The organism is Amycolatopsis sp. NPDC003676, from assembly GCF_053587275.1.
Genome location: NZ_JBSFNS010000035.1, coordinates 50,801 through 64,101 on the forward strand (window position 1 = coordinate 50,801; position 13,301 = coordinate 64,101).

Sequence of the window (13,301 nt, forward strand, 5' to 3'; positions counted from 1 at the left end):
GTGAACCAGAAAACGACCTTTCCGGGTACGGCACCGGGATAAACGGACCGGGTGAATCGAAATCCCTGCTACGGTCACTCGCTGTGCTTGCCCAACGGATCGCGCGCCGCTGGCTCGTCGTCGCTGTCGCGGCGATAGTCGCAGTCGGCGCAGGAATATTCTCGTATGTTGCCGCCAGTTCGCCCGATTCCGGCCCGCGCGCGGTCACCGCGGACGAGGCGAGCCGGCTCGCGATCGCGCGATTCCGCAATTACCAGAAACAAGGCCGCGCGGTGACGATCAGTGTCCCCGGCGCGGCGGGCGAACTCGTGATCACCGGTTCGGCCGATTACCGCGCCAAGACCGGTTACGGAGTGCTGAAAGGCAAAGGACGCAACGACTCCGGGAATGGTCTGATCCGGTGGACCGGTGCCCGCGTCGAACTCCGCCCGTTGCCCGCGATCCCCGATCTGCCCCCGGCGAACCCGCCCGCCGACGGCTGGTTCGGCCGCCCGCTCGATCCGACCGCGGGCCCGCTGGACCGGTCATTGGCCATTCTGCTGGGCCTCGGCAGCGACCGGCCGGACAACGCGCAATTGCTGCCGCAGAACGGCGCCGAATGGGTAGGGTCCGATCAGGTGAACGGCCACGCCGTCGACGTCTTCACCGGCCCGGATTCCCGGGAACGGCCCGGCAGCGCGGAATCCGTCCGGTACTGGCTCGACGCGGACGGGGTGATGTACCGGGTGCGGACTTCGGTCCCGGGGGAAAGGAATCCGGTGGTCATTGATTTCGACACGCACGAATTCACTGCGGTTCCGGTTGGCCGCTGATATTTCCTCAGGATTTGGCTAGAGGTCCGGTCCGCCTGTGAGGGCGGCGAGCGTCAGCGCGAGGAATCGCGACACTGCGATCCGTGCCCCTAGACGGCAGTCACCGAGGCCCGGTCCGCCAGCAACGACGCGCCGGGCACCTGGATCTTCGCGACGTCCGGAAACTCCGGCACCGCCGGGACAACCGTAGGACCCGCCGTGCTTGCGGCCGGAAATTGCGGCTGCAGCGGCGGTGCCGCGACCTCGGTGAACGGAATGCCCGCGGGCGGGTTCGCCCTGGTCCAGCTGCCCGAAGGGGAGTCCGCCGCTGCGGGACAGGCAGCACTCGCCGCCAATCCCTCCGGAATCGTATGCAGTGCCCCGGAATCAACGCAGTTTCCGCTGCCCTTGGTCGCGCCGGGGAACGTCCAGCCGACGTCGAGGCCGTTCGCCGCGAAGACGTCGCCGACGATCCGGTTGCCCGTCGGCGGCACGTCCTGGGTCGCGGTGAGCACGAGCCCGGCGTTCGCGTTCCCGGCGATCCGGTTGCGCAGCACCTGGTTGCCGCTGCCGCCGTCGATGCCGATCCCGATGCCCCAGCCGCCGTCGGCCTGCTCGGGCGTCGCCGCCTGCCCATTGGCCGCGACCAGGTTCCCGGCGACCACGGAATCCCGCTGCGGCAACAGCTTCTCCTGATGGTCGGAGTTGGCGGTCAGCCCGACCCGGTTCCCGCTGAACCGGTTGCCGGCGACGTACATCTCGCCGCTGGCGTTCGTGCCCTCGAAGCCGACCGCGTTGAGCTCCGCGACGTTGTCCCGCACGACCGTCCGGCACGGTTTGCATTGGCCGACATAGATTCCGGAATCGGCTCCGCCGGACGTGTACGACTGCTCGATCACCCCGTTCTGCGCGGAAAACGCATAGATTCCGTAGAGACCGTTGCGGGTGGCGGTGACGTGCGAGACCAGGAACGAACTGAGGAAACGGATCGGCTCGTCGCCGGTGTCGTAACCGCCTCCGTGCCCCGGCAGCCCGTCGGCGGCCTTGACCGAACCCGTGACGAGGACGCCGTTCTGCGTGTGATTCCGGACTGTCAGATTCTCCACCGCGACGCCCGGCGCGGACACGACGACGCCGTTGTCCCGCTTCAGCTGTCCGTCGACGACCACCCGTTCCCGCACTTCGCCGCGCAGCGTGACCTTCGGCGTCGTGAGCTTCACCGTTTCGTGGTATTCCCCGGGCGCGACAAGCACGAGATCCCCGGACTGCGCCAGGGAAACGGCGGCGGAGATCGTCGGCGCGTCGGCGGGAACGCGGATCGTGACGCCCGCCCCGTCCGGCCGATGCCCCTCGGCGGAGGAAGAACCGCAACCGCTGACCAGCGCGGCGGAAAGCCCCAGGATCGCCACCATGGCGGGAAAACGCATCCGCCCAGTCTGGCACGAGCGCCGGATTCCGTTGGGGTGATTGTTCGCCGGGCTGGCGGTCGTGCGCTTGGTTGGTGCGTGCCGCGGTCGGCCTGGCTGCGGGGGAGCGGCTCCCTCCCGCTTCCCGGCCAGACACCCGTTCCGCCGAGCCGAATTCGCCTGACGCACCGGAATCTGTCACGCTGCCCGTCGTGAATTCCGCTGAGCGCCGCCCTTCCCGCCGCGCTTTTCTCGGGGCCGCGATGACCGCCGGCCTCGCCGCCGGCTGCCACGCGGCCTCCGCCCCCGACTCCGCCGAGACCCGGCCCGGCCCGATCCCGCCCACCGGCGCCCACCAGGCCGGGATCACCACGCCGCAACAACCACAACCGCACCTGCTGATCGTCACCGCGGATTTTTCCGTTGCCCCAGGCCCCTTTCTCGCCGAATTAGGCCGCACCATCGTGGCCCTGACCGCGGGAACGGAAACCCGCTTCCTAGGCCTGCCCCCAGGCGACCTGACCGTGACCGTCGGAATCGGCCCCCGCCTCGTCCAGACCCGCGACCCGCAACTGCCCGGTGCGAGAGACCTCCCGCCAGCCGCGCACGAGACGATCGACCCGTCCGACCGCGGCGGCGATCTGCTGCTCCAGATCTGCGCCAGCGACCCACTGGTCCCGCCCGTCGCCGCAGCCGCGCTCCTCGCGAAGCCCGGCGTACGCGAACGCTGGCGGCAATCCGGCGCACGCGGACCGCACGTCCCGGTCGCAGCCGGACAGACCGCGCCGAGGAACGTCCTGGGTTTCGTCGACGGCATCATCGGCCCGCACACTCCCGCCGAGCAGCAACGGGACCTGTGGCTCCCCGGCCCGCCTCCGGTCGCGGGCGGCACGATCGCCGTAGTCCGGCGGATGGCACTGGACGTGGCCCGATTCGCCGCGTTGCCGGTCGCCGCGCAGGAATCCGTCTTCGGCCGCCGAAGAGACTCCGGAATCCCGCTGTCCGGCGGCTCCATAGCGGACGGTCCGGACCTGGGCGCGAAAACCCCGGACGGCCGGTACCTCGTCCCCGCCGACGCCCACATCCGCCGCGCCCACGCGAACGTCGTCGGGGCCGGGCTCATGCTGCGCCGCAGCTACAGCATGGACACGCCGGCCCCGGGGCTCCTCTTCGCGAGCTTCCAGAACGACCTGCACACGTTCACCGCCACCCTGGCGAGCATGGAGGCCGCGGACGCGCTGCTGCCGTTCACGACCACCACCGCGAGCGGAACCTTCCTGATCCTCCCGGGCTTCGACGAACACCGGCCGCTGGGATCGACGCTGTTCCCGTCCTGAACGGGCGGCCGGGCCCCGACGGGAGATCTGTTGGCGGAGGGCACGTCCGCTTCAGCGGGAGACGTCTCTGCACAGCAGCTCCGTCGAGCGATGAAATTCCTTATGATGAGGCAAATGAGGGGAAAGATCGCTTTCGACCCACATCTGCGGCGGACGAGTTCGGCGGAGTCCTTGCCCTGGCTGGCCAGGACGGTGACTTTGCTGCGAGTGGGTGAGGACGGCTTGGTCACCCAGGCCAAGACAGATTCCGAAAAACGGGCGATGCTTGGTACCGCCACAGGGCAGGAACTGCTGGTCGTGGCGTGGCCCGGCGAGTGGAGCCAGGACCTCTTCGTCGTCGACGACCTACCGGCGGCACGGCTTGCGGTCGGCCTCCCGCGTCGCAGGGTCGCAACTGCCGAGCCTGCGGGCGAGCGCTACGTGCCCAGCTTGAGCAGGGACTGGTCTCCGTCCGAGTCGCGTGACCTGTGGGCGCGCCTGGCCGGCTTGCCGGATCTGCCCGCAGAGGGAAAGCGGCAACTCGTCGACAAGGAGGCCGAACGGGTATCGGCTCGGCGGATCAAGCCGCTGCTCGCCCGGGAGGATCTTGACCGCGAGGCACGCCAGCGCCTGCTCGCTGGCGTGGAGTGGTGGGACGCGGGGGACCTCGTCGCCGACGACTGCTGCTCTGATGAAGAAGCACTCGAATTGCTGAGCCGGTTTCCGGCCAAGGCCAGTGTTCTCGCAGCCGCGCTGCGGCGGGAGAACGCCAAGCAAGCGGCCATGCACAAGATTGCCGAGCTGTCCGGCGAGGATGCTGCGGAGCTCTGGTGGGACGCCGAGAAATGGCCCGCTGAGGCGAAAGCGCAACTCGCCTCGAGTGTTGTTGACGCAGTGCTCCGTTCGCGGCCGGCGAAGCCGTCGGCTGAAGTGCCAGGGTGGCACAACCGGCGCGACCCGGAGAGTCTGCTCAGGGGTCTGATCGAGCATCTGCCGCCCAGCCGGCGCGGGGAACTACTGGCTCATCCTGAGCACGGCCCCCGTATTCAGCGCGCGTTCCTCGCCGCGGGCGAACTCGCCGATGCCGAACTGCTTGAGTGCTTGCCGGAAGTGAAGGCAGCAGAGGCGGCTGACCTCCTTGCGTACCTGAAGCGGTTTCCGCAGCTCGTCGAGCTGGCTCGAGACGAAACAGGCGACGCGGTGGCCAAACTGGTCGCTGACGGATGGGATCCAGAACAGGCTGCCCGAACCGGCCAGTGGGCTGATCTTGCCGCGGTCGCTCGCGCGGCCAACACGTCCGCCTGTATTGACGCCTTAGTCCGTGCTGCGGTTGTCGAGGGACGACCTGGGCCGCGGGCCGCCTACTACCGGTTCGTCGACCTGATCGCGGGAAACCGGGCGGCATCGCCGTCGCAGCTCCGGAATCTGCTCGATCGTCTGCCGGACGATCACATCCTGGACATCGAGGAGCAGCTTCCCGCCCGAAGCCGCACACGGCGCCTGTGCTCTGAAATCCTTGCCGCGAGGGAGCCGCGCGCCGTGTCGTCTGCCAAACCGGCACCCCCTGAGGAGAGTCTGCCGACGGATGAGGAACTCTCGACAGTGGCAGACCCGCAGGCCGTGCTCGCAGACCTGCTCCGCGACCGAAGCAGAAACAGAGACGCGGTCGTTGCCCATGTTCTCGAATCCGCTTATATGACCGACGAGTTTGCTTGGCGCATGCCTGTGCGCGAGATCGAGCGGCACCCTGTCTACGGGCCGCGGCTCGCGGCGAAAGTTATCGAGATCTGCGGCGATTCGCCGAGCAGATGGCAAGCACTCGCCGCTGCGTGGGGAGCGCAAACGCAGCTTCTTACCTCGACGTTGTTTAAGCGAATAGAGGTGTAGCGGCCGAGGTAGCAGAAACGCGGCGCGGAGAAGCTGATCGTGCTGGTCTGGCCATCGGCCATGTCGTCAGGGGCGGAGTGTCAGCGTCGTGAGCGACGGCTGCGGCTGACAGTCGGTCTCGCGAATTCTTCGCCCTGCATCGCAGCGCGGAGTGCAGTGTCGCAGTCGCCGATCGTCAGACCAAAACCGTAGCCTCGGGTGTTGAATCCCCTTTGGCTCAACGCTCTTGCCATGTCGTATTCGCTGTCCGTCACTTCGCGAGACTGCTCGCTCTGTTCCGGCATTCGCCCGCGGACGTGCTGCGCAAGCTCTGGATATCCCGCTGCTCGGACAACGTTGCGCAGGAACAGCTCGCAGGTCTCGTCGGTGACTCGGTAGCCCGGGTTGTCCAGAAGAATCAGGCGGCCGGTTCTGCCGGAGCTCGCGAAGGCGACCCGGCAGGCAGCGGGCACCACAGCGACCGTCCAGTCGATGTGGGCGATTTCCAAGCTCGCAGAGGGGCCCAGCCGTGCGACGAGCTCGATCAAGTCGGGATCGATTTCGCTGCCGTACCTCTGAAACAAGGCCAGAACAGACCCTGGATGGGCGAGTGCCATCGATTCCAGCATCAGCTGCCACGAAGCGCCTGCCGCGAGCCAGGCACCCTGTACTTGATCGGGAAGGTCTTTCTCGTCTTCCCGGCTCATCCTCCTGGCAAGCGCGTGCTCTTTCTCGGCGAGCGTCGTTGTCGCTGACTCGAAGGTTTTGCCGCTCGAGACAGCATCGAGCCAGTTCGGCAGACTGTCACGGTTGACTGAGTAGTGCATGCCCATGTTTGTCGTGATCTCGGCGTCGTCGAAATGACGCACCGCCATCGCCACGAACCGGTCGTAGTAGCGCTTGTGCTCGCGGGGAGTCCGCCCTCGGCGGACCCAATCGGCGAGAACCATCGCCGCCAACCGCTCGTCGTTCGAGCCGAGAAACCGGTCTATCCGCGCGATGAGGCGTCCTCGACGGGCAAGCTCGGCTTGCCAGAGCGACGCGAGCGGTTCTTCCTGGAGTCGATCCTCGACCTCGCCGCGACCCCACCTCAGATGGGTCTGAAACGCTGACACGGGGACGTTCCCTGCGGCCCATTCCCGTTCAGCTTTGTCGGTCTTGGCGGCAAAGCTGGCGAGACGGCGAGCGGCGGTCAGGTAATCGCGGAGCAGACCCAGTGGGTCACAATGCAGTCCGTCTGGCAGATTCCGGTCTCCGAGTGTGCCGTCTGCGGGCTGTACTAACTCCCGGGTTCGAGCCTGTGACTTCAGCGAACTGCAGTTCGGGTCGGCGTGCCAGCGAGTGCCTGTCTTCGTGCCCCACACCTGCAGCGTGGCACTGGCCCATGGACCGAGCGGAAGATCTTCCTCAAGCAACTGAGGATCTGAAGCACGATCACCGATGACAGGCACCGCCATACAGGTCTCCCACGAGTCGTCGACGTGTTGTGGGAGCGATATCGCGCCTGGCCGCCAGGTTCGTTACGACGAAGGCCAAATCTCCTGGGAACGACGGAAGCCCTGCCTCTCCGCAGAGAAGCAGGGCTTCCGGGCAACGCTGGTGCGCGATACTGGGATTGAACCAGTGACCTCTTCCGTGTCAGGGAAGCGCTCTCCCGCTGAGCTAATCGCGCGAGGTGGAGACGGGATTCGAACCCGTGTACACGGCTTTGCAGGCCGTTGCCTCGCCTCTCGGCCACTCCACCGCATGGGGCTTGAGCCCTCCGAGCGGACGACGGGATTCGAACCCGCGACCCTCACCTTGGCAAGGTGATGCGCTACCAGCTGCGCTACGTCCGCACTACCGTGGCTCCGCAGTCGCGGGCCGGAAGCCCGCACCCCGTCGCCGTGGTGTGAAAGAACCATATCCGACCCCGGCGACCGGCGCGGCACCGGGGGGTTGTTGGCCCGCTCGCGGGGCGGTGATCAGGTCAGATCGTTCGGGATCAGGTGGGTGAGCGCGTCGTCGACGTCGACCCACAGGTGCTCGTTGCCCGGCAGCACGACGTCGTACGTGCGGTCGAGGAAATCGGCCAGCTCCTGCGCGGACGCCTCGAACATGGCGTGCCCGGACGGCGAGTTCAGCTCGATCAGGACCGACTCCGGGTCCTCCACCGAGGGCCGGATGCGGACGTCCCCGTCGCCGGCGTCGGCGAGCAGGCCGTCGGCGAGCAGGTCGCGCGCGTAGACCCATTCGACCCAGCCGGCCCGCCCGGTGCGGAAGGCGGCGACGACGGCATACGGGTCGCGGGTGTCGTAGCGCAGCTCCACCTTCACCGGAACCGCCGGGGTCCGCGGCGCCAGCAGGTCGAAGACCGCCGTCGAGCGGAGCGTCACGTGATCGTTGCGCATCGTCCTACCCTTCGTCTCCCTTCCCGGTCCGGACGACCGAGGACAACGGTGAGACGCACCAGGAGCCCGGATCCGTCGCGAGTGCGCTCGAGATCACCCGTTCGAGACCGTCTGCCCCGAGGTCCGTCCGGTCCGTCGCCGTCCGTGCCGCGCAGCCTTCAGCGGGCGCCCGGTGGGGAGCCACCAGTACATCTTGCGCGGTTCGGCCGCTGTGCGATAGCACCGTCGCACGGATGTCGCGGACGCCCGCACGCGCCCCCGCCCGCGCAAGGCCTTGGTTAGCTCGGGGTTGTTCGGACGGTATTCGCAGGCAGACGCGCTGTAGTCGGATCAAACCACCCGTTTGCAGGCCCCCGAAAGTCGTGGGGTAGGCTGAGAACGCACCGCGAGCGGGCGATTAGCTCAGCGGGAGAGCGCTTCGTTCACACCGAAGAGGTCACTGGTTCGATCCCAGTATCGCCCACCATCAGGTCAGAGGCCCTTTCCGGACATCCGGGGAGGGCCTTCTTGCTGTCCGTACGGCAGCGAAGCGCCGCAGCGGCCTCGCGGAGGCGGTTCCCGGGCCTCTTGAGCGCGGCGCTGGCCGGTCCGGGGAAGACGTCCAGGCGGCTCTCCGTCGCCGCGCACTGCGCCTCGCGGGGCTCGACGACGACCTGGCCGCGCGCCAGCGACGGCCGGCGCTGAGAACGTGCAAGCTGCCCTCCGGCTCCGCCCGGTCGTCGATCGACGGGCGACCACCCTGACCACGGGCCGGGAGCTGCGGCTCCAGGTGCTCCCGCAGCCTGTCCTCGAGCCGCCGCCGCTGCTGCGTCGGCCTCGCGACGAGGCGGCGTCCAGCCGAGAACATCGGCGCTCTGAGCGGCCGTCCGGCGGGTGCGCCGATCGGTTACCCGGATCGGGATGCCTTCCGGTACTCCGTTGTAGCCAGTCGAACGATCTGCCGCTCGCTTCAATCGTGCGGCGAAGATTGAACTGCCCAATCGCGACCTCGCTGTAGCCGGTGAATCAAAGGATGGTCCCGTGAGCCTGCCCGAGAATTGGTGGAGCCCCAGTCAAAGTTATGTCTCGGAGATCCTTTCGCTGCTCGCGGCAAAGCCGGATCGCGATGTCTTTTACTGGCGTGGCGAAGCCTTCTCCGGCGGCGACCTGGTCCGGTCCGTGACCGAAACATTTCGCGCGCTGCGCGATCGCGGGGTGGGCAAGGGGGATGTGGTGGCGATTCTGGTCGCGCCGAACAGCCCTGAAATGCTCACCGCGCGGTACGCGACACATCTGCTCGGCGGAGCCGTGTGCTATTTGCGGACCACCAACCCGGGCACCAGGACGACGGTCCTTCCGCTGGATCAGCAGATCCAGATCCTGCGCGACACCGAAGCCATGACCGTCTATGTCGATGCCGAAAATTCTGAGCGCGCGCTGGAGCTCGCCGACGGCAGCGGGATCCCGGTGACGCGAATTCAGCCCGGGGAACGCGACGAGGCCGAATCTCTGGACCCGGCGCCGTGGGACCCGGACGCGTTGGCCGTCATCGGCTTCACGAGCGGCAGCACCGGGCGGCCCAAGGGCATCCAGTGGCCGGGCCGCGCTTGGGAAGCGATCGCGCGCGGATGGAGGGAGCTCGGCCGTGAATTCGGCTGCGCGTCGATGCTGGTGTCGACCCCGCTGAGCCATGGCGCCGCCGCGATGGCGGACGCGGTGTTCGTCTTGGGCGGGGTGCTCTACGTCCAGGAGAGCTTCGACGCCGAGAAAGTGGTCCGCGCGGTCGCCGCGGAGAAGGACATCTCCTGGACGTTCATGGCCACGAACCACGTGTTCCAGATCATCGACCACCTGCTCGAACGGGGAATCCGCGACCGGGCCGCGGTGGAAGCCGCGGGCTTGTCCTCGCTGAAGCGGATCATCTACGGCGGCAGCCCGGCGGCGCCCGCTCGGACCGCGCAGGCTTTCCGGCTCTTCGGTCCTGTTCTGGCGCAGGGGTACGGCGCGAGCGAGGCCGGCCGGATCACGACCCTCACCGCCGAGGAGCACGGCGACCCGGAGCTCGCGGCCACTGTCGGGCGCCCCTTCCCCGAGGTCGAGGTCGTCGTCTGCAACTCGGACTCGGGCGAGCGATTGGCCGCGGGGGAAATCGGCGAGGTCCGCGTCCGCGGGCCGCAGATGATGGACGGCTACACCGGCGACCCGGAACTGACCGCGCGAGTGCTCCGGGACGGCTGGTATTTCACCGGAGACATCGGCTTTCTCGACGAGCGGGGATATCTGACCCTCCTGGGCCGGGTGGGCGACGTCATCAAGGTCGGCGGCGTCAAGATCCATCCGATCGTCGTCGAGGCGGAAATTCTTTCCCATCCGGGCGTCCGGCACGCTGCCGTCTACAGCGTCCGGGACGAGGACGGCAGCGACCACGTGCACGCCGCGATCGAGTGCCACCCGGACGAGATGGCCGACGCGGAGAGCATTCGCACGAGAATTGCCGAAGCACTTTCCGAATTTCATGTGCCCGAGAAGATCAACGTCCTGGAAAACCTCCCGATGAACGGCATCGGGAAACCGGACCGGGCGCTCCTGCGGTCGAAATTCGCGTGAGGCGGGCCACGTGATTCCTCGTTTAGGCACACCGTTGCAGAGAGAAGGCGGGCAGATGAACTTTCACCTGAAGTCGTACCTGAGCGGCAAAATAGCCGAGGACGTGGCCGAGGGCAAGCGCGATTTCCTCGAGATCGGCCGTCGTTCCGGGGATTACCCCATGGCCACCGCCCGGCGGGACGGGGTGGATTCGGAAGTCAGCGTCTGGTGCAGCAACGACTACCTGGGGATGGGGCAGAACCGCCAGGTCGTCGCGGCCGTGCAAGCGGCGATCGACTTGCACGGCGTCGGCTCCGGCGGTTCCCGGAACATCGGCGGGAACAACCACTACCATGTCCTGCTGGAAAACGAACTGGCGGACCTGCACGGCAAGGAAGCCGCGCTCCTTTTCGTGTCGGGATACACGGCCAACGAAGGCGCCCTCACCGTGCTGGCGAGCATGCCGAAAGACACCGTCGTGTTCTCCGACGCGAAAAACCACGCGTCGATCATCGACGGTCTCCGGCACAGCGGCGCGAAGAAGCACGTCTTCAGGCACAACGACGTGGCCCATCTGGAGGAGTTGATCGCCGCCGCTCCCGCGGACTGCCCGAAGCTGATCGTCGTGGAATCGGTCTATTCGATGTCGGGCAACGTCGCACCGCTGGCCGCGATCGCCGACATCGCGGACAAGTACGGCGCCACGACCTTCGTCGACGAGGTCCACGCGGTCGGCATGTACGGGCCGCAGGGCGCCGGGATCGCCGCGCAGGAGGGCATCGCCGATCGGTTCACGGTCGTCATGGGCACCTTGGCGAAGGGTTTCGGAACGGTCGGCGGCTACATCGCGGGACCGGCCGCCCTGGTGGACGCGGTGCGGACCTATGCGCGCTCGTTCGTCTTCACCACCTCGCTGCCGCCGGCGATCGCGGCCGGTGCGATGGCGTCGGTTCAGTACCTGCGGTCCTCCGACGTCGAGCGAAAGCTTCTCTCGGAGAACGCGCGGCTGCTGCACAGCCTGCTGATCGAGGCCGACATCCCGTTCCTTTCGACCGATTCCCACATCGTTTCGGCCTTCGTGGGCGACGACGAACTGTGCAAGCGGGCGTCCCGGATGCTGTTCGAGCGGTACGGGATCTACGTCCAGTCCATCAACGCCCCCAGCGTGCCCGCGGGGGAGGAGATCCTGCGGATCGCGCCGTCCGCCGTGCACCACCAGAACGACGTCGAGCACTTCGCCCGCGCGCTTCGCGAAATCTGGCAGGAATTGAACATCCCCGCGGCCACCGCCCGGGACTGGGCCGTGTCCGGGTTTCGCGGCGGCGCCGTGCCTGCCGCGGCCGGCGGACTCCTGCCGTAATGACCACGTCAGTCGCCGCCGTGCTGGCCGACGCCGCGGCGCGGCGGCCCCGCCACTCAGCCGTGATCTACGAGTCCGAGCACTTCACCTACGAGTGGCTGTGGGAACAGGCGCGGCGCTGCGCTTCCGCGCTGCGTGCCAACGGAGTGCGGCCGGGCGACCGGGTCGCGCTGCTCCTGGCCGACACCCCGCAGTTCCCGGTGGCGTACTTCGGTGCGCTGGCCGCGGGAGCCGTGGTGATCCCGCTGAATGCCCTGTCCGCCGCGGCGGAGATCGATCACGTGCTGACCGACTCCGCCGCGCAGTTCCTGGTGTGTGCCGCCGCCCTGGTCGTCCAGGCGGCAGAAGCGGCGGAACGGCTCGGCACGGTGCTCTTCACCGTCGGCCCGGGCCCGGCGGGCACGGTCGACCTGGAGAACGCCGCGAGCGAGACGGAGCCGGTTGACGACGCGGCGCCGCGGAATGCCGACGACATCGCGGTCGTGTTCTACACGTCCGGCACGACGGGAAAGCCGAAAGGGGTGATGCTCACCCATCGGAACATTCTGTACAACGTCGAGAAGATGGTCGTCGACCCGTACGCGTTCAGCAGTGCCGACGTGCTGCTCGGATGTTTGCCGCTGGCGCACAGCTTCGGTCAGATCTGCGTCCTGCTCACCGGTTTCCGTGCCGGTATTTCCATCGTCCTGATGTCGAGGTTCTCCGAACGGGCGGCGCTGGCACTCATGAGGGAACACCGGTGCACGGTATTCATGGGCGTGCCGACGATGTACGTCAAATTGCTGGACGCGGTGGCCAAAGGCGAGCAAGTTCCTCGGCTCGACCGCGTGTACAGCGGGGGATCGGCGCTTCCCGCCGCAATCCGGGAGGACGTCCAGGCCGCATTCGGATGTCCGGTCTACGAGGGCTACGGGGCGACCGAAACCTCGTGCAGCGTCGCCTATCACCACCCCGGTCTGCCCTTCCGGCCCGAGACGGTCGGAGTGCCGATCAACGACATCGCTGTCGGCATCGCGCGACCGGAAGCGGGCCGGATCGACCTGCTTCCCGCCGGCGAGGTGGGCGAGATCGTGGTGAGCGGCCCGACGGTCATGGCCGGCTATCTCGGCCTGCCGGACCTCACCGCCGAGACGGTGGTGGACGGCTGGTTCCGCACGGGGGATCTGGGCAGGCTGGACGAGGACGGCTACCTCTCGGTCGTCGGCCGCAAGAAGGACTTGATCCTGCGCGGCGGCTACAACGTCTATCCGCGCGAGATCGAGGAGATCCTCCTCGGGCACCCGGCCGTGGCGCAGGTGGCGGTGATCGGCGTTCCGCATCCGGCGCTCGGCGAGGAGGTGTGGGCGATCGTCGTCCCCGCCCGGCCGGAGGACGCGACCGCCGGCGCGGGCGAATCGATCGTCGAATGGGGAAAGCAGCGGCTCGCCGCCTACAAATACCCCCGCCGGGTCGAGTTCGCCGATGCTCTCCCGACCGGGGGAAGCGGAAAAGTGCTCAAGCGGGAGCTGGTCTCCCGCTACGCCGGGACCACTGTCTGACCGAATTGTTCTTCCTGTTCCTGAGAGCAACTTGCTGTTTCTGGGGAAATTCATCGCTCGCGGCCGATC

At 67.7% G+C, this 13,301-nt stretch carries 9 protein-coding genes and 4 tRNA genes; 7 read left to right on the forward strand and 6 right to left on the reverse strand.

Annotated elements, in window-relative coordinates:
- The first annotated feature begins 83 nt into the window (after positions 1-83).
- Positions 84-812 carry a hypothetical protein gene (locus ACWDNU_RS21670; RefSeq protein ID WP_449670220.1) on the forward strand — a complete coding sequence of 243 codons (729 nt, stop codon included), beginning with the start codon at positions 84-86 and terminating at the stop codon, positions 810-812.
- Positions 813-901: 89 nt separating this feature from the next.
- Here the strand turns inward: ACWDNU_RS21670 and ACWDNU_RS21675 are convergent, their stop codons facing one another.
- Positions 902-2,218, reverse strand: a complete 1,317-nt coding sequence (locus tag ACWDNU_RS21675; protein WP_449670221.1) for a right-handed parallel beta-helix repeat-containing protein — start codon at positions 2,216-2,218, stop codon at positions 902-904.
- A 191-nt stretch (positions 2,219-2,409) separates the two neighbouring features.
- Here ACWDNU_RS21675 and ACWDNU_RS21680 point away from each other — a divergent pair, with 191 nt between their 5' ends.
- A complete protein-coding gene (locus tag ACWDNU_RS21680; RefSeq protein ID WP_449670222.1) occupies positions 2,410-3,534 on the forward strand; it encodes a Dyp-type peroxidase in 1,125 nt (374 codons plus the stop codon).
- Between the two features lie 114 nt (positions 3,535-3,648).
- Positions 3,649-5,400, forward strand: coding sequence for a hypothetical protein (locus ACWDNU_RS21685; RefSeq protein WP_449670223.1), 1,752 nt, complete (start codon positions 3,649-3,651; stop codon positions 5,398-5,400).
- An 80-nt stretch (positions 5,401-5,480) separates the two neighbouring features.
- Here ACWDNU_RS21685 and ACWDNU_RS21690 read toward each other — a convergent pair whose 3' ends face one another.
- From ACWDNU_RS21690 to ACWDNU_RS21710, 5 genes are all read right to left on the reverse strand, one after another.
- On the reverse strand, positions 5,481-6,836 hold the full coding sequence (locus ACWDNU_RS21690) for a hypothetical protein (RefSeq protein ID WP_449670224.1): 1,356 nt from the start codon (positions 6,834-6,836) through the stop codon (positions 5,481-5,483).
- Positions 6,837-6,976: 140 nt separating this feature from the next.
- Positions 6,977-7,051 (reverse strand) — tRNA-Val (locus ACWDNU_RS21695).
- Between the two features lies 1 nt (position 7,052).
- Positions 7,053-7,123, reverse strand: a tRNA-Cys gene (locus ACWDNU_RS21700).
- A 21-nt stretch (positions 7,124-7,144) separates the two neighbouring features.
- Positions 7,145-7,217 (reverse strand) — tRNA-Gly (locus ACWDNU_RS21705).
- Positions 7,218-7,343: 126 nt separating this feature from the next.
- A complete protein-coding gene (locus ACWDNU_RS21710) occupies positions 7,344-7,769 on the reverse strand; it encodes an SsgA family sporulation/cell division regulator (RefSeq protein WP_220241370.1) in 426 nt (141 codons plus the stop codon).
- A 391-nt stretch (positions 7,770-8,160) separates the two neighbouring features.
- Here ACWDNU_RS21710 and ACWDNU_RS21715 point away from each other — a divergent pair.
- The 4 genes from ACWDNU_RS21715 (at position 8,161) to ACWDNU_RS21730 (ending at position 13,232) form a co-directional block, all read left to right on the forward strand.
- Positions 8,161-8,235 (forward strand) — tRNA-Val (locus tag ACWDNU_RS21715).
- A 554-nt stretch (positions 8,236-8,789) separates the two neighbouring features.
- Positions 8,790-10,355, forward strand: coding sequence for a class I adenylate-forming enzyme family protein (locus ACWDNU_RS21720; RefSeq protein WP_449670225.1), 1,566 nt, complete (start codon positions 8,790-8,792; stop codon positions 10,353-10,355).
- A 55-nt stretch (positions 10,356-10,410) separates the two neighbouring features.
- Positions 10,411-11,694, forward strand: a complete 1,284-nt coding sequence (hemA, locus tag ACWDNU_RS21725; RefSeq protein ID WP_370936453.1) for a 5-aminolevulinate synthase — start codon at positions 10,411-10,413, stop codon at positions 11,692-11,694.
- A complete protein-coding gene (locus ACWDNU_RS21730) occupies positions 11,694-13,232 on the forward strand; it encodes an AMP-binding protein (protein ID WP_449670226.1) in 1,539 nt (512 codons plus the stop codon). Before hemA ends, ACWDNU_RS21730 begins: the two co-directional genes overlap by 1 nt.
- Positions 13,233-13,301: the final 69 nt, after the last annotated feature.

What these genes read in the sequence shown, in the direction of transcription:
- ACWDNU_RS21690 (WP_449670224.1), bottom strand. Translation starts at nt 6,836, where the DNA reads ATGGCGGTGCCTGTCATCGGTGATCGTGCTTCAGATCCTCAGTTGCTT.
- ACWDNU_RS21730 (WP_449670226.1), top strand. Translation starts at nt 11,694, where the DNA reads ATGACCACGTCAGTCGCCGCCGTGCTGGCCGACGCCGCGGCGCGGCGG.
- ACWDNU_RS21675 (WP_449670221.1), bottom strand. Translation starts at nt 2,218, where the DNA reads ATGCGTTTTCCCGCCATGGTGGCGATCCTGGGGCTTTCCGCCGCGCTG.
- ACWDNU_RS21685 (WP_449670223.1), top strand. Translation starts at nt 3,649, where the DNA reads ATGAGGGGAAAGATCGCTTTCGACCCACATCTGCGGCGGACGAGTTCG.
- hemA (WP_370936453.1), top strand. Translation starts at nt 10,411, where the DNA reads ATGAACTTTCACCTGAAGTCGTACCTGAGCGGCAAAATAGCCGAGGAC.
- ACWDNU_RS21710 (WP_220241370.1), bottom strand. Translation starts at nt 7,769, where the DNA reads ATGCGCAACGATCACGTGACGCTCCGCTCGACGGCGGTCTTCGACCTG.